The following is a 17,098-nucleotide window of genomic DNA, read 5'->3' on the forward strand; positions in this document are numbered from 1 at the left end:
CCGGTACTGACTGACCGTGCCGGCCACGACCATTCCGAGGTAGTGACACATGCGGCGCCCGTCGTGCAGTGACAGCGGGGTGGCAAGGCTGTAAGCGACGGCATCGAACGGGAACCGTGTCAACCAGTCCGGGACGAGCTCCACATCGGTCTTCGCGTTGATCAACGCGCCAGCGAACTCGTCGTCGACGCGCAACACCACAGGACTGTCGGACCACTTCTCGAAGATCATCCCGGCCACGTCTTGAGCCCACTGCGTGGCGGGGTTGCGTGCTGGTGGTCGGTTCGCCCACCACTGGAACGCGGCGATCACCGCGGCCGCATCATCAACCTTGATGTGCCGCTTGGTCCGCAGATCGCGACCTTTCTTCTTCACCACACCCCCATCCTCCCGCACGCCGAGCCGGACAACGCGAGAACACGCACATGGTCAACGCCGCACGAGCGAACCCGGCGCCCTCAAAGGTGATCAGCAGGCGGGAGAGAGGTGTGTCGTTTCCCCGTCGACATCGCCAAAGGACTCCTCGCCCTGTTAACCCTCGGGGCCGACGCCATCGTCCTGACAACCGCGCTAGGAGGAATCGGATGCTTCCTACGCCGGCGCAAACCGGCGATCTAATGCACCATCAATAGAGCTCGGCCACACAGCGTTAGCGCTCCGGCGGAGGCAATCGGCCGTGTCGCGCCGATCAAGCGTTTGCGGCATCCCTCCCCTACGGGGGATCATTGTCGACGTCCAACCATGCGCGAGAGGGGTGGGGGTCGTTGCCCACTGCCTACGGCGTCCGGGCCGACGTCGTCTGGCCCAGCGACCTGGCCTTGCCACCCAGGCCGCCAGCTCTCGTGTACCTGGACACGTTCGCCTGCATCAACCTGGCGAAAGTCGCGGTCGGGACCGCACCACCCGGCTACCGCGACCTGTTCGCGGTCTGTCGGCAGGCTCTGGCCGACGGCCGCGCGATGTTCCCGTTGTCGTCGACGCACATCCTGGAGATCTACAACATCGCCAGCGCCGCCCAGCGCCGGGACGTTGTAGCAGTGATGGAGGAGTTGTCCGACTTCAACTTCTTCCTGGGACGCCCCCAGATCATGGAGCTCGAGTTCGAGGCCGCGCTCAACGATCTGCCGACCATGACGGTCACCTCTCAAGGGCACATCCCGCTTGTGGGAACGCACATGCTGCATGCCTTCGGGCAGAAGGGCGGCATCGTCTTCGAGGGAACCACCGCGGAGGAAGCATCGTGGTGGGCTGAGAAGCTCTGTCAGGACATGGGAATACAGACAGGCGCTGATCCGATGGCAAGTCTGAATCGATGGGCGATGCGCCAACTGGTCACCGGACCCGACGACCACGAGGATCCTGCCTTACTCCAAGCCGGGTACAGCTTGGACGGCTGGCGCGACATGCTCAAGAAGCGGGCCGAGCGGGAGAACGACCTCGTCGGCAAGCTGGATGCGGATCCAGCGCTTCGGCAGTCCAAGTTGCGCGACGTGGTCAACGCCAATGAGCTTTACGCCGAGCTCGGACACCTGGTCGACCGCGCACAGAGAGCCACCGGGCTGTCACTGTCCCAGATCCTCGGGATACAGGATCCCCCGACACCCGAATGCCTCGCCAAAGTACGGAATTTCATCGACGGGATGCCCTCAACCCGCGTGGCCGCTTCGGTGAAGGAGCGATACCACAGCGATAGTCGCCATGAATGGACGACGAACGACATGCAGGACATCGATGCGCTGGCGATCGCAGTGCCCTACTGCGACGCGGTATTCATCGACAAGGCCGCGCGCAACCAGGTGGTTACCAGCCGCGAGCTGAACGTCTTCCAGCCTTTCCTTCCTCGCCGCCCGGCAGATTTGGTCGACTGGCTTACCGATCTGCCAACGCCGTAGGCGGCCTGGCTTTGGCGGGCAATCGTGACGTCGGTTGTTGGCGAAATCTGGTGCCGCTCGGGTTGCCGCCACTCTGATTCTGTTGGTCAATATTGACGCCATTGTGAGATGGGCGTGTCGTGGTGGCCGAGGCGGTAAGAGTCGGTTCCGGTCATCGAAGATGTTGCGGCCGAATATGAATCGGCCGACGATGGCTGCGCAGAGTCGTGAGTCGGTAAAGCCGCGATCCTGCCAACGACGTATTACTTGCCGGGTGTGGCGAAGACAAACAACGCCATGAAGGCGAGGTTGATGAAGAAGACAGCTTCGACCAGGCCCACAGTGATGAGGAAGGGCGCGAACATTCGTTGTTGGGCCTCGGGTTGGCGGGCCACGCCGGCGACTAGTTGAGCGCCGGCCATGCCGTCACCGATGCCGGCGCCGATCGCGCCTCCGGCCATCATCAAGCCTCCACCGGCAAGGGCTCATGCGGTGATGATTGCGTGGACGAGTTCGGGGTCCGCGGCCATCGGTTACTCCTCTACGTGAATTGTTGGATCAGGGAACTAACTGATGAAACAACTTGTGCAGCACCGTCTTCAGCGCTTATCAGCACGCTGATTTGGCGGGCGTTATCCCTCAGCAGCGGATCGTTGACGGCGATGCGCATTGCCTCGGCAAGGCGTTGCGAGGTGAGTTTGCGCTGGTTGATGGTGGCCGCGCAGATCCCGAGTTCGGTGATGCGCCTGGCCCAGAACGGGCCATCACCATAGGCGGGTAAGGCGATGGTGGGCACTCCGGTGCGAATACCTGCCGCGGTGGTTCCCGCCCCGCAGTGGTGCGCCACGGCGGCAACCCGAGGAAACAGCCAGTCGTGTGGGGTGTCGCCGATGGTCAACATATGGTCCTCGGCGACATGTAGATTGGTCCAGCCAGCTTGCACGATGACCCGGACGTCGGCCAGTTGGGCCGCTCGGCGGATCGTGTCCGATAGCTGCTCGGCTCGCGCCGAGGTGGTCATCATGCTGCCGAGCCCGACAAACACCGGCGGTGGACCGGCAGCGAGGAACTCGGCGAGGTCAGCAGGCGGTTCCCAGATGCCGGCGCTCGCCGGCCACCAGTAACCAGTGACTTCCAATCCCGGGCGCCAGTCCGTAGGCCGGGGCGCCACCCTCGGTGAATACCCGTGCAGGACAGGCCATTGCGCAGTGGTGCGTTGTTGACGCAGCCGACGGGCGGAGGTGCGCGACAGCCCGAGCTGGCGGCGGAATTGCGCGACCACGCCGCCGTATAGGGAGTCCAGTAACCAGGCGCCTGCGTTGGCGGCAACCCGATTTCCGCACGACCCGGCCGACCAGGAACCCACAATCGACGGCGGGTACTGCGCGGTCGCTGACAGTGGCTGCAACCGGAGCCCAAGAGAGGGAATAGCTTTCGCTTCGGCGAGCGGGTGTCCAACCATTTCGGCGAACGGTGATAGCAGCAGGATGTCTGCGGGTTCGTCGGCGACGGCCGAGAGGATGTCGTTGCCCAGGGCGCGCATGCCTCTAGGCGAGGCGAATGCTGCCAAACCTTTGACGGGTGATACCTCGGCGCCATCGGCGGCAGGCTGCAAATCGGCCGGCAGCTCGCGAAACCCCAAACCGCAGCCGGAAATCATGTCCGCGAAGGGGGTGTAGGCGGCTATGGCGACCTCGTGTCCGGCCTGCTGTAGCGCCACGCCCACCCCGGTGAGGGGAGCGACATCGCCGCGGCTACCCACGGCGATGATGACAATCCGGCTCATCGGTTCACCGCCACGGCACGACCGAAGATGGCGACCAGGTCTTCACCGTACGCACGGGCGTCGAAGGCGGGATCGCGCAAGATATTCTCCACCGCGGCATTGACCGCGCCCCGGAGGGCGACCGCCATCGACGTGATCGGGAAATCGCCGAATTGTCCATCCTGTTGCCCCGCCGTCAAGATCGTCGTCGGGTCCAAGACAGCCAGTTCCTGTTGTAGCTCAGCCGTCACTTCGAGTTCCTCGAAACGGCGCCCGTCTGCCGGCTGGTAGCTCGTACCGAGCTGCGTGAGGGCCGCCAGGTGCGAACGGTGGGTATCGAAGTACGCGACGCTGCTTGTGATGTAGGCGGCGAGCTTGTTCGCCGCGGTTGACTGCGCATCGACGGCCGGTCCGACGAACGACAGCGCCGTGCGATACATCTCCTCGACGATCGCGTCGACCAAGTTGTCCTTGGTGCCGAAGTGATACAGCACCGCGCTCATCGCCACCCCAACCCGATCAGCGATCTTGCGGATCGACGCCTGAGCCCACCCGATTTCGGCGATCACCTCGATCGCGGCGGCCACAATCTGCGCCCGTCGCGCCGACTGGGTGAAGGTCGCCGGCTTCTGCAGATCTGATCGCATACTCTGATATTAGATCAAGCGATCAGCGCGCGAAAGCGTGCGCCCACGTACGCGGTTCCTCGGCCTTTACGTGCATGCCGCAGAGCGGTGCGCCAACCGGCCGCCATCTCACGGAATTCGCGACGCCCACATTCGCAAATACTCGACCGGGAAAACGGGCGCCGACGTCAGGATTCACGAACAAACGACGCTGAGATCGGCACACAGGGCCAGCGGCCGGCAATCGCGCCAACGCGAGTAGATAACAACCGCTGTGCCTCTTACCTTATGTCCCATATGCCTTTTGGGGACATTTCAGATGAATTGGCACTGCCACGAGGAGAGGAGGAGGAGGAGGAGGAGGAGGAGGCGCCGCCGCCAATAGCGCAGTCCGACAGCGGCTTTCACGTCCATTCAGTCAGCCGCGGTAGAGCACGACTGAGCCGGTCATATAGATCTGGCCAGCCTTTTTGCAGCCAGGCGATGTGTCCGTTGGACAGCTTGGAGGCGTCGATGATCGAGTCGACGCGGATTTGCTGTTCGGGGACTCCGAGTTCGGCGAGCTTGCGGTAGAGCGGGTTGGGCTCGATGTCGCGGCCGGCCAGGTACTCGAAGACATGCGAGCGTTGCCAGTCCCAGATCGGGCCATAGGTAATGGTGCCGTCCGCTCGGCGCACCACTCCGCCGACTTGCGCGCGTACATCTGACTGCGAACTGTGCTGTCGAGCCCGCGTTTCGGCGCCCAGACCGCGCCGGTACAGCATCCGTCGGCCGTGGGACTCCTCAGCGCGCACTCCCCACAGCGATCCGCGGCCGTAGCGGCGGTGCGCCTCGGCCGCGGGCCCGGTGATCATGATGTCGGCGAGCTGTCCGCGCAACCGACGATCGACTGCGTGATGGTCGAAACCACCGCCGGCGATCAGCACCGTCAGCAAATCTGGGTCAGCGGTGATCACGTGGTAGTTCAGCTGCCATTCCTGCGCCAGGTCCTCCAGATAACGCAGCGTCTCAGGGAACTGCAGCCCGCTGTCGAAGAACACCACTGGGATGTGCGGGTCGACCTGCCGAGCGAGGTCGACTACGACGGTGGAATCCTTGCCGCCACTCCAAGATACGAACCCGTCGTTCTCGTCGAGGTGTTCGGCGATGCGGTCGAGCAGATGCTGGTGGCCCTGGGCCCCGCGCCGGCGGGCGGCGATGCCGCGTAACGTGTGCAGGTCTAGTCCGGCCGGCGTCGTGGTCATCGTGCGTCGCTGACGGTGACGGTGCACCTCGGGAACAGCCGAGCGAGGTATTCGCGGACGTAGTCGATGCCCTCTGGGCCTTCGAGAATCGATTCCACGCTGGTGGTGTCGTCCCACCACCACCACTGTCCGTTGCGCTTGAATCCAAACGGCGGCGGCACGTTTGAGTCGATGTGGGTGCGGACGAAGGTGCGGGCCGCGCCGACGACGAACCACCAGTCGTTGCCGCCGAAGGTAATGGTGCCATCAGCGTCGGCGACGTCGGATAGTCTGCGCGGCAGCCTTACTCGGGCCAGGCACGGTTCGATGGCCGGCTTCCGCGGGCGGGTGAGCGAGCGGTAATGACCGTTGCGGCCGGGCTCGTCGGATCCAATGTCGGATCGGTTGGGGTGCACGATCCATTCGGTGGGGGTCATCACCGCTCCCTCAGTTGCAAGACGACGCGTTCGTTGAAGCCTCCGGATCGGGTTGCATAGGCGACGTGTTCGGCGGACGCTACGTCGAACTGCATTCCTCTCGGGAGGATATGGGTGGTGTCTTCCACGCTGTCGGAGCGACCCAAATACATCCCACGGCTCGTCACAACCTCGAACACCACATGCCGGGAGCTGTCGTGGCCCGGCGTCTCATGCAAGTTGTGTCGAGTGAGGGTGAACTGGTCGAACGCGATGCTCGCACCGGGCCGCAGGTTAGCCGGCAGGTCGGAGGGCTTGGTGATGTCGCCACGGTTATCGGGCAGCTTCACCGCAACGTAGACGCGGTGGGTGCGGTCGTTGAGGCGTTCATACGCCTGGATCGCCCTGTCGAGGCGCTGCACCTTCGCCCGATCAGTGTCCGCCAGTTGTTGGACGTCACCCGCCGAGCGGTGCAGCTTCTCGTTGATGCGCCGCCACTCAGTGGGGTCTTCGCTGGTCAGCATGCTCGCGATCGCGGCGTGCTGCGACGCCGGCGCGGCGGCCATCACCTGGTTCTTGACCGCCGAGCGGATCTTGCGCTGGCGACCGCTCAGCCTTTCCCGGAACTCCTCGCGGGGCGGCAGTTCGCCGCGCAGGCGCCCGGACTCGATATGGCTCCTATCTCGAGGCGTGGCGCGATCACGGTCGCGAGCCGCCCGGGTCAGTGAGGTGTCCGCGTCGCGCAGTTCGTCGGTGATCTGGTTGGCCAGGCGCTGGAAGCCACGCTCTGTCATCGCATCCTCGGCCACCTCGCGGGCGGCCTTCACGTCGCGCGCGGAGATCGGGCCACCTTCGACATCGACGACGACGGGTTGTTCCCGGTTCGGTCTGGCGGTCTTGGCACCCACGCGGTCTCAAACTTCCCTAGCTCGACGATCAAGGGCAGTGTATGGGCCAACCTGGACACCAAGCGGGATTGCTGCGCGCGCCAGACCGAAAAGAGGGAGGCGGCCCCGGATGGACTGATAATCAGCCTTCCGGAGCCGCCTCAGGTGAAACCCTCACCCGACCCCTGTGTGCGTTTCGTGTCGCTCACGATACCAACCGATCCGGCCGTATCGTGGCGCCAGCATGCTTTCCGATCCCGCCGCCGCGGCATGGGTTGCCGCCGGTCGACCCGCCGTGGACGCGCCGTCGCCGGTAGATGGCCGCTGCGGGCGCTGCGGCGAAGAGGGGCCGACCGTGCTGAGCTCGCGCATCATTTCTGAGAAGTTCACCGGTTTCGACGCCTGGCCATTCGGATCCCGCCGGCTCTGTGTGCCATGCGCCTGGGCCTACAGCACCCCTCCCACCACACAACTGGCTTTACTGGTCACTGCGACGACCGTGACGGAGTACTCCACCGGTGCCGCATTGGCTGACGCGCTCGCTGGCGGCGCCTTGCCGACCTCTCAAGCCGCGATCCTTCCGACCGCTCGACGCCGCCACATCCTGCCGACCGCCCAATGGGGACATCTCGCCACCGATGGTCTCGTCGTGCCCTGGGATGCCGCTGCGGCGACCCGGCTGACCGACCTGATCTGGCTGCGCACCACCGTGGGCGCAACCTGGACCCAGCTGAGCCATCCGGCGCCTCCCTCGCGGTTACTGCGCGCTCAGCCGTCCAGCCATTGGGGGCGCATCCTGGCTGCCTGGACAGCACTGCAGATATGGCGCACCGTCCCGCCACTGTGGGCAGCAGCTCGCGCCCTCACCACCATGCCGACGCCTCAGCCCTAACCCGCGCGCCGAGCGATCACCACCCGGTGACTGCCGGGCCATTTACGCTTCACCCATGACGGCAGCTCCCACTCCCACCCAGGCGTGGCGTGCCCTGGTTCCCGAACTGCCCCCCTTCGACGAACCCGCCCCGGACGCCGAAACGAAAGAAGCCGCCCGGCCCAGTCCCGCCGACACCGCTGAACGGCTGCTGCTGCTACTGCACTACAGCATCGACTGGGAGAGAAGCTGGCTCGCCGACCCGCGATACCGCAAAACCTACTGGGACGAGCTGCTGCCCGGTCGAGTTCGCCGTGCCGCCTACCGCGCCGACACCCTGGATCGCTGGTGGTCTGATGTGTCCATACAGCTCGAGGTCTGCGCGCCCCGGCAGCGGGATCGACGCCTCGAGCTAGCCATGCTGCTACGCCAACCGTCGCTACCCGTCATCGCCGTGCTACGTGACAGTCTGCCGGCACTGCTGCTGCGAGTGCGCATCATCGCCGAAGCTGTTGCCGAACAACGGAAAGCGGCCCGCGGGTGAGCTTGATCAGCGTTCACTTCGACATCGACGTCTTGGCCCGATCCTCGATCGTGCACCGCGAGGACTACAGCGCCATCGGCACCGACAATTTCGCCTTGTTCCGCCGAGAAAAAATCATCACCCCTACCGGTGAAGTGATACTTGTCCCGATCGTGTCGGGCAGCGGCTTCCGCGGCATCTTGCGCCGCATCGGAGAGTCACTGACCGCCGCCGTGCTCAACTACGAAGACACCGCCCTGCCCATCCCGGCAGCACACCTACTCACCAACGGCGGCCGGCTGGCCAAATCCGCGCGGCCCCTTACTGACGAGCAAGAACGCCGCCTCAAGGCTCTACTGCCCCAGGTCGCGGTATTCGGCGGGGCGGCGTCGGGCCGCATCATGTCGGGGCTACTGGACGTCGGCAAGGTGCTGCCCGAGATCGCCGAACTCTCCCACATCCTGCCCCGCCCACCGCGATCCAAAGCCTTGTCTGCCGTGCTTGGCGTCGCAGAAGAATCGTTTAGCCACCTGTCCGATCACCGCACCACCACCGCCTGGCCTCCCAGCACGGACTCGGATGAAAACAGCAGTCCGCTCGGACGATTCGGGGTGGAGACGCTGCCGGCCGGAACCCGACTTCAGACCTGGGTTCGACTCACCAACGCCACCCCCATCCAAGCAGCATTTCTGCTTTCCGTCCTGGACGAATTCGCCACCCGAGGACACCTCGGCGGCCGCATCGCCGCCGGCCACGGACAGGTCACCGCCACCGTCACCGCGACCACGCTTCGCGGAAATCTGCCCAGCGACAACATCGACTGGGCAGCGGACCTAACCGCTCACCGCGACGAGGCGATCACCACGCTATCGCAACTGAGTTGACACACACACATGATTGCTCTGCAGATCACCGCCACCACACCACACGGTGTCGTGCTGTCCCGCCCCTGGGGCGTGGCCTTGGATGGATTACTCGCCTCAGTACTGTGGCACCGCCGTAAGTGGGCCGCCCGCACAGCGGGCGAAGAGTTCACCTATCAGCACACCAAAGACCCTGAGACACTGGACCTTCCCCTCGCCAAATGCGGCAATCCCACCTCTGACGCCGACTGGCACTGGATGGCCACCTTCGCCGACCTCCACCCCCATCACGTCACCGACCCCGACATGCGCTGGCGCACCTCACGCACGAATCGGGGCCGGCTTCAGCAGCTGACCCCCGTCATTGGAAGCCAAGCAGTTTCCGACGCCCAGGGCCGCTATCAAAAGCGCATCGTCCCTGTCATGGCGCATCCCGCCGCGACCTTGACCTGGCGCGCCGTCGGCGACGCCGACCTCATCCGTGAGCTGCTCACCGACCTCTTTTCGATCGGCAAGCACCGCGGGGTCGGAGAAGGCCTCGTCACACGATGGGAAGTCACCGAAACCCCCGATATCTCACGCTGGGCCGCCGGCCACGAACACGAGCCCGGCGTACTCGGCCGCACAACGCCGGTGCGCTGCCTCACCCACACCCCCGGTGTCCAGACAGGACAGCTGGGTACCGCCGCCGTCCGGCCCCCGTACCTGCACCCTGCGAGCCGCGCCAACGCCTACCAACCAGCCCGCTAGCAGGCTCGCATCACGGCCACGAATGGACATTCTGCGCTTCTACGGCCTGAGACCAATAACACGTTAGCGGCCCGCTTGAACCCGGCGCCGTGGGCAGTGGAAAGCCTTGCTCGACAAGGGCTAACGCCGCACGAAACGCCGCCTGCCACTCGAGATATTTCAGATCTATCCCTTCGTGCACAGCGTCATTTCGCCTGGCCACTAGATCAGTTTTGAAACCCTCCGAAGGGCCCTGCCCCAATTCCCTCAGCAGTACTGCCTTCCCTCCAAGTCCCTGATGGCTTCGGTCGCGGAGGAGCCTTGCTCGCTCCCCCGACTCGGTTCCCACTAGCAGATCGTCAACCAGCTTGGTCGCAGCCAGCTCTGCTGCAGTGGCTGCATCGATGACCGAGCGGCGGTACTGATCGGCGTTTTGCAGAGCGCGCGCGTCCCGCAACAGAGTCCATGCCAGTGGCGGCTCAATGTGTGCGAGCGCCAAGCAATCCTGCAGAATCGTTGCGGTCACACCGAGGACTCGCTCAGGGCCCTGAACAACAGTGCCGCCGGCCCTCAACGGCTTCCTTTCCCCGCTTTCGTCGACCGTCCATATCGACGTCCGCGTATTCGGGTTTAACCAATCGCTGGCCTCGTGGCCGACTTGTGCGAGGCGTTGGTTAGTTGCAATCTCGAGCCATGTCCTGACATTCTCCCACCAGGTATCAATCGTGTTGAGAATCTCCAACGCTAGAAGGTCCTGCCCCCACTCCGAACGTATGGCGGGCTCCACGACCTCCGGCCCAGCCTGAATGCTGAAGGCAAGACGTTTGATGACAACACCTTTGAAGCCCAGCGTATGGTCCTTGTAGTGGATTCCCCATTCTTCATCGGGCGTGGGTAGCGCTGCCGCCCAATCGCGCGGAGGCGCCAAATAATCCGCAAGCCCGGTTTCAGCGTCGGGCGTCCGTGGCAGACGTACAGTCGCGGCGAAGACGCCGTCCTCTGTAACGAACGACGTCGAGTAGCTTGACCTGGCGGCAAGCAAGTCCACTTCGGCTAGAAAAGGCCGGTCCAGGTCGTACCACCATTCCAGATGCACGCCGTGCTCCGATGCGGCCATTTCTTCGTCAGACACTCGACCACGGTACCTACGAAGCCATGCGCGCACTGAGCGTCGAGTTCGTCTTCGTACTGATGATTGGACCCACAGCGAGCGCTTCACGTGGAGATGTACGCGCCCGCGTTGGCAGCCGCGTACAAGACCCGATGGCTTTGGCGGGCAGTCGTGACGTCCGTTGTTCGCGAATTCTGGTGCCGCTCCGGTTGCCGCCGGTTTGACTCTGTTGGTCAATCTTGACAGCAGGCTCGTCAGCACCGCCACGAACGGATTCTGTTCCCTCACCAGCCCATGTCGCGCGACACTTCTGCTTGGGCCGCCGCGACCTCGTCAGCAGTCGCCGCGGTCACATCCGCATCGGCCGCCCATTCGAACCGGGTCAAAAGATCAGCCAGCGCCTGCTTTTGCGCCGGATGCGTGATCGGCACCGTGTTCAGATCAGTATGGGCCAACCAGTCGAACAAGACGATCGCGTCGGCACGCCACAAACGCACGCTGACGGTAGGCAGGTCTTCCTCCATGTCGGTCAATCGTGCCATCCTCACGTCAGGGCAGTGCCTGGCCGATGGCGATCAGAAGGCCATAATCCGTAGCACCCATCACCTTGCCATGATGGCAGGCAGAGAGTAACTCAGCCGAGTTTGGGCTGATCAGGGGCTCCCTTAATGCCTGACCAGTCTCCAGAGTCCTTGCAACCAGAGTTGAAGTCGTCTTGGTCGAGACCTGCCGCATCACTGCTCTCTAGGGCCAGCAGCAGCATCGTGACGCATCCGGCTGGGTAGCGTGAGTTCTTGTCCTGAAGTCCTGCGTTATGCCCCAAGTTGTATGAACGCATGTCCTTGAAACCATGGGTGGAAACACCCCACACCAGGACAACCACGGCGACGACAGCGGCGATGGCGATTACCAAAAGCTTTCTGTCCCTCGTCATCCTGACCTTCCTATCGTCTTCGCGAGGGCCTAACCCCACCCACGGCCCGTTACCAGTCGACTGCTGAAAGGTATTGCGGGCAATAGAACCTGATCGCTGTCTTGACGAACGCGAACGCGCCGGCGCTGCCCGGAGGGACCACCCACCAACTCCCACTGTTGGCCGATTGCCGGGGGGTCAATCCCTGCATCGATATCCCGTTACATACGTCATGCCCCAACCGGACGGTGGTCGTCGGGCTCGACGTGTGCCACTGAACCTCGGCTAGCGCGTTGATGAACTGCACATCATAGGCGGTGAGAGGATCCGCCTTCGCCAGCGGCGCCAGCGCCAGCAACGCGGCAACCGCGGTGACAAGCGGGGTCGACGTCCACCGCACGGCTATCATCGTTCCACCTTCTATCGGGCCACCGGTCGCCTGGCCAGAAAAAGGTACCCCTGGCGACAGGCCTGCGGAGCGAAATCGCCGATCGTTCTTTTGTCGAAGTGGCCAGTTTTCATCGAGCCGGACTGGCTTCCGGCGGTTTGAGGTGGACGCGAGGCCTCCCTCGGAGGACCGCCTGGCAACCAGACGTGTCCGCAGGCGGGAAAGCCACAGTGGAAGGCCCGCATCCCATCGGCCGAGTTTCGGCACGGAAATCGTTGAGAGAGTTCTCCTCCAGCACTTCCAGAAGTCTCAAGCGGTGCAGTGATAGCCGCTGTGAGAATCGGGTTGAGACCGGGGCCGGCCATCACGATGAATTTGCGAGGGAGCCGGGGTCAGGAACGGTGGCAGGTTGAGATGAGGGCTTGCTGTTCGTCGAGCAGCTCGCTGATCGTGCTCAGATATGCGGATTGGTCGCTGTGGATGGCATCGCTTGGGCGCCCGGCTATTTCGTCGTTGTTGATAGCTTGTCGCCGCGCCACTGCCTGCACGGATAGGTCGGCGATCCGGTGAAGGCGGCGAGCAATGTCGGGGGTGGATGCTTGTCGTGCGTAGGTTTGCAGCTGGTTGGACCAATCTCGGTAGCTGGCCAGATCCACGTCGGTCGCTGTCAGCCGCGCTGTGAGCACGCTATTGGTTTTGAAGTTGAAGTTGGCGACCGAGTCGACGGTCCGGCAGTCCGGGTTGGGGCGATCCGATAGGTATGCGATTGTCACAGTGGCGATTCCAGCCACGATAAACAGCGGGATCGACATCCTTAGTCGCCGCGGCGGCGCAGCATAGTCGACGTCCACCGCCGCGTCGTCAGCTTCTGCGCTTGCGCGCAACGACTCCACGTGCGTGGTCAGCTGATCCTTGCGGTACCCGAGCCATGCGTAGTAGGCCGCGAAGTACAGCGCGAACCCGACAAAGAACACTCCGCGCCGAATATCGTTGGCTAGGAAGGACAAAACTCCGGCGAGGATGAGGAAGGCCGGCGTCAGCCATATCAATGCCCTCGACCCGCGCAGGGCCCTACGCGTGTGCGCCAGCCGCAAAGTGCCCACCTTGACGGCAGCCACCAGCACGCGCGGTTCAGAAGGGATCTCTCCGCGGCGCAATGCCCTGTTGATTTGGGGCAGCTGCTGGCGGCTAAGTCCAGTGAGGGCTGCAGAATAAGCCCGGCGGAACGGGCGCTGGACGAAAGCCAGGCACGCGGATATCAGTAGAGCGAACCCCGCCACGGTGAGCGGTCCCCACAACCATCCGGTGACGGCGAAAAAGTTCGGGTACAGCAACGCCGCGACTGCGCCAAGCGTGATCGCGCCGAACGCGGCGTTCGCCAGCCAGCTCACCCACCAAGGCGCAACAACGATTCGAGCCCACACAGGTTCTAAGTGTCCCAGAAGGGAGGCGGCCCTTGGGAAGAACCAGGCCGATCCAGCATTTGCAACTTGCGCGACATGACATCACATCGGCCCGTTCACGCTGGCACACTGGACGATCATCTGTGCGAGCTGTGGGTCAATCCCGTTGCCTTCGAGACGCGAGATCTCCGCCATCGAGGAACTCCCGTTGTTGCGAATGTTCCGGGAGACTTCTTGTCCGATCGTGTTGTAGACAAGCTGCTTTGCCTGAGGTGGTTCCGGGTTCAAGTGCTGTCTACTCAACAGGATGCAGTTCATGTAGCTATTCATGTCCGCCGCCGCAGGGCTTGCGAGGACTCCCGACACGAGCCCACAGAGCATCATCACGAGAGGAAGCGTTTTCTTCATCTGTTCACCTCCTTTCGCGGTCCGTTCTCGAGACCATCTCAACTGACATCCGAACTCTCGACCACACTTTTCGTGAATATCGTGGTGAACATCGTTGGTTGCACCGCTACCGCCGTCGGTTTTCCATCTCGACGCAGCGCCGCTCACCGTAGGCTTTGGCCATGTCTTCACGTCGTTATCCCGGCGCGGTGATTGTCAGCGTTGTCGCCGCTGGCATAGCCGCGACGGGATGTACCAAGAGCGCCGGACCTGCTGCAGGGACCAGCAGCGGCGTGGACGGCACCACCTCATCGAGCCTTGCGGGCATAACGAAGGTTCTCCAGTTCGAGGAAAGTTCACATGAGGGTGCCGCGGCCGGATGATCACTGGGGGTCGCCGGAGGCTTCGCCGCTGCCGTGGTCTTCACCCGCCGGCCGGCGACCGAAGAGCGGCAAACAGGAGTGGATGCTCGTGGGGGCGGCGGCATTTGCGGTAGCTATCGCCGTCTCGGTCATGGTGACCATCGTCGTTGTCAGGCATTCCTCGCCGCCGCGTCCAGGCCTGGCTAGTGCTAGAGACTCCGCACCGATCAGCGTCATCACCGAAGAACCCACCTGCGGGGGGTGGAGTAGCGTTGCCCATCCCTTGGCGGCCAGCGAGAAAGCCTCTGGCTGGCACGACAGAGACAAATCCATCCCGGCATCTGCCTGGAGTGCGCAGTTGAGCGCCCAATATCGGGCCGCCGGCACGGCAATACGTGAGGCCGCCGATAAGACTGGGATGCTGGCCAGGCAAACCCCGCACCGGGTGGTTCGGGAACTCTACGAGCAGCTGATCGCCTACTGGCGCGCTTACGCAGACCGAATCCCGCAGTACACCTCACCTGATGATCTGCTGTTGCGTGTTACCTATTCGGCTGGCAACGCGATTTTTGCCATCTGCGATGCGATTCGCCACGGGGCGGCCGCACTGCGCGGACCGCTGGTCACCGCGGCGGCCCCACCGACGAACGCGTCACCGCACACGGACGATCCGGCCAACCCGCAGCGATTCCTTCGCGCCAGCAACTCGATATGCGCGGACTTCACCTCGGTGTTTGCTCACTTCAATGACGCCGCCGCGGCGTGGCATGACACGGATGAGGACATCCCCGCGAGCCAGTGGAGCCCGCAACAGAGGGCCCTCAATGACGGCATCCGGCCGGCGATGAGCGCCGTCGACGACGAATTAGACCGATTGGGTCGGCGTAGCGGCAATCCGGTGATGGAAGACTTCGCGGTGCTCACCGCGGTGTATGGCCGCGCCTATGTTGAAGCGCTTCCAACATATGTGGTGGCTGACCACTACCTGTACGACGTCACCGCCCAGGGCACCAGCCTCATCTCGACGGGCTGCAAAGCAGTCTAGGGTAACGCACAGTTACTCACATCGGGATGTAAAGGCAAGGCAGGCAAGGTGCTTGGCTTCGTGATCAGTGCAGTGTCGCGGCGTGTCACGCGCCGGCTCCCGGCACCGGTGAAACGGGTATGCGTGGCGGCCATGGCATGGCTGGCCTTGGTCGTGGCTGCGTGCACGCCTCCTGATCGCAGCGCCGAGGTGCGCCACCTTCAGGCCGAGATCGCCAAAATGCCGGGCGTTGATGACGTTAATCCACTATATACCAACGATTTTGAGAACGGCGCCCAGTTGAATCTGGTAGTCGCGATGCCGAAGGCAAGCGAGGAACAGATCGCGGCGGTGGCCTCACGTATCACCCGCATCAAAGGCGGGGATTTCAACGGCTACCGCCAGTCCACCACCTTCGTCATTGGCGACCGAGTCGAGGTAAAACGCGGCGCAGAGCTCAACCCCGCCCAGATCGCCGGTGACACACATCAGTTACGACAACTCAGGACCCGTGTGCCAGAGGCGTCGATCCTGTGGTCACGTGACAGTGCCACGGTGCGCCTTGAAGTATCAGATATCGACCACACCAACGACGTCTTGAGCGCAGTGTTGGCCACTGTGCAGCCCGAACCGATGACCGTCTATATCCGTTCGGCCGAGCCGACCAAATTCCCCACCTGGGAAGTCGGTATCCCAATCACCGCCGAGCAGCGCGCAAACATCGACGCCCTGATATCGCGGCTGGCACTGCCGATCTATTACGTGCGGGTCGACGACGCCAGAATCACCGCGCTCTCGGTTTACATCACAGACCCTGCTACGGCCTACCGCGACCTCAAATCAGTCATTTCCACCATAGCGCCCACCAAACAGCACCCGCTACAACTGCAATGGCACCTCATGGTAGAGCCCGATAATTTCCACCAGTTCACCGGAGATCTTCAAGTGCCTGACTGCCGCGACGACAGTGGATCGCCGAAACCCCAAGCCCCTCTGGGCAATCAGACGGCAGAGGCGGCTCAATTGCAGCGGCAACTAGCCAGCGACTTTCACGACTGTAGATAGGCACCAGCGTGTCGTCTCATGAGGTGGTCCACTCGCCGGAGGGTCGTCGTGTCCGATGCTGAAGTAGACGGGCCACACCCCGCGGCCCCCGGGGCCACCATAGGGGCGGTTTTCTGGCACGTCGTGGGCCGCCTCGCGGTCGGCGCCCTTGGCCTGATGTTCATCGCCCTATTTTTCGGGGCAGGCCTAGTCGCCTACCAAGATCTGACTGGGCCGCACTGCGATGGACACCGGATGGGCCCGGCCGACACCTGCTCGGTGCTGACCTCCCGCGGGTACCGGTCGATAAGAACGATCGAGAAGTTGAACCGGGCAGGCACCGATCCAGCGGTGCTGACCGCGCCGGTGAACTGGCATGCAACACAGGAAAATATCCACCAGGGCGTGTACTCGCCGGCGAGCATGCGGGATTTTCACCGCAACACCGGCTACACCATGTTGGGCGGCGCGTTACTGATCGCACTGATGTTGGGGTCATGGGCGTACAAGGCCGCCAAAGCACGGTCATCGGCACCACGACGGCTCTGACGGCGCTATCACGACCGAGCCCGCCTCGGGCTGAGGTCGGTCGCTGCGGCAATAACGAGCGAGTTGCAGAGCTCGTCGGAAGTATCCGGCAGTCCCCCTAAACCCGCGCCCCCGCGCGACCGACGCCGAACGAAGCCTCGCCG

Annotated in this window: 21 protein-coding genes and 1 pseudogene; 8 read left to right on the forward strand and 14 right to left on the reverse strand. The window is 63.5% G+C overall.

Annotated elements, in window-relative coordinates:
* A partial coding sequence (locus AC5Y4F_RS25360) for a hypothetical protein (protein ID WP_499999346.1) occupies positions 1-378 on the reverse strand: 378 nt, incomplete at its 3' end.
* A gap of 386 nt (positions 379-764) precedes the next feature.
* Between AC5Y4F_RS25360 and AC5Y4F_RS25365 the strand changes: the two genes are divergently transcribed.
* Positions 765-1,892, forward strand: a complete 1,128-nt coding sequence (locus AC5Y4F_RS25365) for a hypothetical protein (protein WP_064942985.1) — start codon at positions 765-767, stop codon at positions 1,890-1,892.
* 242 nt (positions 1,893-2,134) lie between these two features.
* Here AC5Y4F_RS25365 and AC5Y4F_RS25370 read toward each other — a convergent pair.
* From AC5Y4F_RS25370 to AC5Y4F_RS25395, 6 genes and pseudogenes are all read right to left on the reverse strand, one after another.
* Positions 2,135-2,356 (reverse strand): annotated as a pseudogene (locus AC5Y4F_RS25370) (F0F1 ATP synthase subunit C); the annotation flags it as partial.
* 56 nt (positions 2,357-2,412) lie between these two features.
* Positions 2,413-3,657 carry a glycosyltransferase gene (locus AC5Y4F_RS25375; protein WP_036473608.1) on the reverse strand — a complete coding sequence of 415 codons (1,245 nt, stop codon included), beginning with the start codon at positions 3,655-3,657 and terminating at the stop codon, positions 2,413-2,415.
* Positions 3,654-4,283 (reverse strand): TetR/AcrR family transcriptional regulator, encoded by a 630-nt coding sequence (locus AC5Y4F_RS25380; RefSeq protein ID WP_036473607.1) that lies wholly within the window; start codon positions 4,281-4,283, stop codon positions 3,654-3,656. Before AC5Y4F_RS25380 ends, AC5Y4F_RS25375 begins: the two co-directional genes overlap by 4 nt.
* A 383-nt stretch (positions 4,284-4,666) precedes the next feature.
* Entirely contained in the window at positions 4,667-5,506 is an 840-nt protein-coding gene (locus AC5Y4F_RS25385) for a phosphoadenosine phosphosulfate reductase domain-containing protein (protein ID WP_036473605.1), read from the reverse strand.
* Positions 5,503-5,922, reverse strand: coding sequence for a hypothetical protein (locus AC5Y4F_RS25390; RefSeq protein WP_036473603.1), 420 nt, complete (start codon positions 5,920-5,922; stop codon positions 5,503-5,505). The genes AC5Y4F_RS25385 and AC5Y4F_RS25390 overlap by 4 nt, the downstream gene beginning before the upstream one ends.
* Positions 5,922-6,809 carry a hypothetical protein gene (locus AC5Y4F_RS25395; protein WP_036473601.1) on the reverse strand — a complete coding sequence of 296 codons (888 nt, stop codon included), beginning with the start codon at positions 6,807-6,809 and terminating at the stop codon, positions 5,922-5,924. The genes AC5Y4F_RS25390 and AC5Y4F_RS25395 overlap by 1 nt, the downstream gene beginning before the upstream one ends.
* A 223-nt stretch (positions 6,810-7,032) precedes the next feature.
* Here AC5Y4F_RS25395 and AC5Y4F_RS25400 point away from each other — a divergent pair, with 223 nt between their 5' ends.
* Genes AC5Y4F_RS25400 through AC5Y4F_RS25415 form a run of 4 tightly spaced genes read left to right on the forward strand, consistent with a single transcriptional unit; the run spans position 7,033 to position 9,795 of the window.
* A complete protein-coding gene (locus AC5Y4F_RS25400) occupies positions 7,033-7,680 on the forward strand; it encodes a hypothetical protein (RefSeq protein ID WP_036473599.1) in 648 nt (215 codons plus the stop codon).
* A gap of 55 nt (positions 7,681-7,735) precedes the next feature.
* Positions 7,736-8,203 (forward strand): hypothetical protein, encoded by a 468-nt coding sequence (locus tag AC5Y4F_RS25405; protein WP_036473597.1) that lies wholly within the window; start codon positions 7,736-7,738, stop codon positions 8,201-8,203.
* Entirely contained in the window at positions 8,200-9,066 is an 867-nt protein-coding gene (locus tag AC5Y4F_RS25410; RefSeq protein WP_036473596.1) for an RAMP superfamily CRISPR-associated protein, read from the forward strand. Before AC5Y4F_RS25405 ends, AC5Y4F_RS25410 begins: the two co-directional genes overlap by 4 nt.
* Before the next feature lie 9 nt (positions 9,067-9,075).
* On the forward strand, positions 9,076-9,795 hold the full coding sequence (locus tag AC5Y4F_RS25415) for a Csf3-related protein (protein ID WP_036473593.1): 720 nt from the start codon (positions 9,076-9,078) through the stop codon (positions 9,793-9,795).
* Between the two features lie 10 nt (positions 9,796-9,805).
* On the opposite strand, the gene AC5Y4F_RS25420 is transcribed toward AC5Y4F_RS25415, so the two are convergent.
* The 7 genes from AC5Y4F_RS25420 to AC5Y4F_RS25450 all read right to left on the reverse strand — a co-directional run bounded on the left by AC5Y4F_RS25420 (position 9,806) and on the right by AC5Y4F_RS25450 (position 14,671).
* The gene (locus AC5Y4F_RS25420; RefSeq protein ID WP_139813804.1) at positions 9,806-10,906 is read right to left on the reverse strand and encodes a hypothetical protein; all 1,101 of its coding nucleotides are present in this window, start codon (positions 10,904-10,906) and stop codon (positions 9,806-9,808) included.
* A gap of 263 nt (positions 10,907-11,169) precedes the next feature.
* Entirely contained in the window at positions 11,170-11,418 is a 249-nt protein-coding gene (locus AC5Y4F_RS25425) for a hypothetical protein (RefSeq protein WP_196771085.1), read from the reverse strand.
* Positions 11,419-11,519: 101 nt separating this feature from the next.
* Positions 11,520-11,819: a hypothetical protein gene (locus AC5Y4F_RS25430; protein WP_139813803.1), complete on the reverse strand. Its 300-nt coding sequence runs from the start codon at positions 11,817-11,819 to the stop codon at positions 11,520-11,522.
* A gap of 49 nt (positions 11,820-11,868) precedes the next feature.
* The gene (locus AC5Y4F_RS25435; protein ID WP_064942984.1) at positions 11,869-12,207 is read right to left on the reverse strand and encodes a DUF732 domain-containing protein; all 339 of its coding nucleotides are present in this window, start codon (positions 12,205-12,207) and stop codon (positions 11,869-11,871) included.
* 371 nt (positions 12,208-12,578) lie between these two features.
* Positions 12,579-13,577 carry a hypothetical protein gene (locus AC5Y4F_RS25440; RefSeq protein ID WP_036473585.1) on the reverse strand — a complete coding sequence of 333 codons (999 nt, stop codon included), beginning with the start codon at positions 13,575-13,577 and terminating at the stop codon, positions 12,579-12,581.
* Positions 13,578-13,691: 114 nt separating this feature from the next.
* On the reverse strand, positions 13,692-13,997 hold the full coding sequence (locus tag AC5Y4F_RS25445; protein ID WP_036473583.1) for a hypothetical protein: 306 nt from the start codon (positions 13,995-13,997) through the stop codon (positions 13,692-13,694).
* 362 nt (positions 13,998-14,359) lie between these two features.
* Positions 14,360-14,671, reverse strand: a complete 312-nt coding sequence (locus AC5Y4F_RS25450; protein WP_139813802.1) for a hypothetical protein — start codon at positions 14,669-14,671, stop codon at positions 14,360-14,362.
* Here AC5Y4F_RS25450 and AC5Y4F_RS25455 point away from each other — a divergent pair.
* The 3 genes from AC5Y4F_RS25455 to AC5Y4F_RS25465 are packed head-to-tail and all read left to right on the forward strand — an operon-like array spanning position 14,574 to position 16,955.
* Positions 14,574-15,383: an ESX-1 system-associated protein gene (locus tag AC5Y4F_RS25455; protein ID WP_499999390.1), complete on the forward strand. Its 810-nt coding sequence runs from the start codon at positions 14,574-14,576 to the stop codon at positions 15,381-15,383. The two genes, AC5Y4F_RS25450 and AC5Y4F_RS25455, sit on opposite strands and share 98 nt — an antisense overlap.
* Before the next feature lie 60 nt (positions 15,384-15,443).
* On the forward strand, positions 15,444-16,427 hold the full coding sequence (locus tag AC5Y4F_RS25460; RefSeq protein WP_139813800.1) for a hypothetical protein: 984 nt from the start codon (positions 15,444-15,446) through the stop codon (positions 16,425-16,427).
* 48 nt (positions 16,428-16,475) lie between these two features.
* A complete protein-coding gene (locus AC5Y4F_RS25465) occupies positions 16,476-16,955 on the forward strand; it encodes a hypothetical protein (protein WP_139813799.1) in 480 nt (159 codons plus the stop codon).
* Positions 16,956-17,098 lie beyond the last annotated feature (143 nt).

The sequence above is a fragment of the Mycobacterium sp. NGS56 genome (genome assembly GCF_059812425.1).